Consider the following 2,244-nt stretch of genomic DNA (forward strand, 5'->3'; position numbering starts at 1 on the left):
GCCCCACCGGCGCGCGCGCCCCCTCGCTCCAGTCTTCCTCCGGCTGCGACGCGTCGTCGGCGCGCTCGGCCTGGCGCCGGCGCTCCAGGCCCGCCAGCGCCCCACCACGCCCCACCTCTTGCTCAGAATTCGACACTCCACCGTCCGCCCGCCCCCCGGCATCACCCTCATCGCTCGCCCCGGCCGAGAGCGCGTGGAGCGCCCCGCCCCGCTGCGACGCCTCCACCCGCACCGGCTCGGGCACAAAAGGCGCCTCCACGCCTTGTTCGTCCTCGCGCGGCTCATCGACCGACGCCAGCATCGCGCTCGCCCACCACCCGGCCGCCCCCAACCCCACCGCGAGCACCATCAGAGGCGCAATCTTACTGGTCTTCACCACTTCCTCCTGCCAAATTTGCGTAGCTCCCCTCGTGGGTTACACTGCCCCCGTCGTCGACATATCCACCTCGTCCGCCGAGCCCCCTGGATGGGAACTTCCACAAGCAGCGAACATAAAGAGCTCCACCCCGGACAGCTCTTCCTGGAGCGCTACCGCATCGAGCGACGCATCGCCGACGGCGGCATGGCCTCGATCTACCTGGCCATCGACGAGCACTCCGGCCTGCCGGTGGCCATCAAGGTACTCTTCTCCCATTACCTGGACAACGAGGTGGTGCGCGCCCGCTTCCTCGATGAGGGCCGCATCCAGGCGATGCTCCAGCACCCCAACATCGTGCACGTCTACAAAGTCGTGCAGGATCCCCTGCTCTGCTTTGTGATGGAGTACGTCGAGGGCGACACCCTCGAAGAGTACCTGCAGCGGCAGGGGCCTCTTCAGGAAGATCGGATCATCGACCTGATGCTGCCCGTGATGAGCGCGGTAGGCCTGGCGCACACCCGCGGCATCGTGCACCGCGACCTCAAGCCCAGCAACGTCTTGCTCAAACCGGTGGCCGGCTTCTTCAAACCCAAAGTTATGGACTTTGGCGTGGCCAAGGTCTCCAAAGGCCGCGACCTGACCGCCGCCGGGACCACCGTGGGCACGCTGCACTACATGAGCCCTGAGCAGATCGTGGGGGCGCGCGCCATCGACGGACGCGCCGACATCTACAGCCTGGGCTGCACCCTCTACAAGCTCTGCACCGGCGAGGTGCCTTTTAACGCGTCGAGCGAGTTCGCGCTGATGATGGCTCAGGTCGAGGCGCCGCCAACGCCCCCCACCCAGCTTCGCTCCGGCATCTCAACTCGCCTCGAAAAGGTTATCCTCAAGGCCCTGGCCAAAGAACCCGAGCAGCGCTTTCAGTCCATCGGCCAGATGACCACCGCGTTGATGGAGCTGACCACGGCTCCCGACGCCGGCCGCACCACCGACACGCGCCCCATCCCCCGCGAGCTCATTGAGATGGCCATGGCCGCCAATGAGGTCGCCCAGGATCAGACTGCGCAGTTTCGTCTGGCGCCGCTCCCCGAACAGACCCACGTGGCCGGCGACTACCGCGAGGCGGCCGAGCTCGCCACCCACGAGATGAGCGCCCGGGCGTTTGACGAGATCTCCCGCGATCGCGAGATTGCAGAGATCCGAAAAAGCCAGCAAATTCAACCACTTAAGCCGCCATCAAACGACAAAACAGATGAGCTCGACGCCACGCGCCGCGCCATCCTCGACCGCCTCCCCACCCAGCCTGCGGCCGACCCGCCGGAGCTCGACGACGAAGATCTGAGCGCGACCAACGCCATCTCCAAAGATCGCATCCAGCGGGCGCTGGAGTCGCAGAATGAGGAGCCTGCCACCCGCGAGTTCGACCGCCGCCGCTCCGGCATCATCGCCGTCGATCGCGGCGTGGACTCCGGCGAAGTCACCGGGTTGCACCTCTCCGACCGCGAACTTCGCGCGGCCATCGACGAGGCCAAACGCGCCGGCATCACCGGACCGCCGCCCACACCTGCCTCCCGCGTCGACGACTCCGATGAGCTCGACAGCACCCGCGACGAGCGCCCCTCCGCCCGCGCGCCCTCGCTGGCCGGCCTGGCCGACGAAGACTCCGATCCCACCCTGGGCGCCCGACCCTCGGTGCGCTCGCCATCGCTCGCCACATTGGCCGACGAGGACTCCGATCCCACCCTGGGGGCCCGACCCTCGGTGCGCGCCGCCTCACTCCCCGGCGCGCCCATGCCAGATCTGAGCGACATCAACCTCCCGGCCGACTCCCGCGACACCACCGCCCGCGACGCGCGCGCCTTGAGCACCCCGCGCGCCGACGCGCC

Annotated in this window: 2 protein-coding genes; one reads left to right on the forward strand and one right to left on the reverse strand. The window is 68.2% G+C overall.

Annotated elements, in window-relative coordinates:
• The coding region (locus FRC96_RS16065; RefSeq protein WP_146975917.1) for a hypothetical protein at window positions 1-376 on the reverse strand (376 nt) is incomplete at its 3' end.
• Window positions 377-466: 90 nt separating this feature from the next.
• Here FRC96_RS16065 and FRC96_RS16070 point away from each other — a divergent pair.
• Window positions 467-2,244 (forward strand): serine/threonine-protein kinase (locus tag FRC96_RS16070; RefSeq protein ID WP_146975918.1); only part of this gene is annotated, 1,778 nt, incomplete at its 3' end.

It is taken from the genome of Lujinxingia vulgaris (assembly GCF_007997005.1).
GTDB lineage: Bacteria > Myxococcota_A > Bradymonadia > Bradymonadales > Bradymonadaceae > Lujinxingia.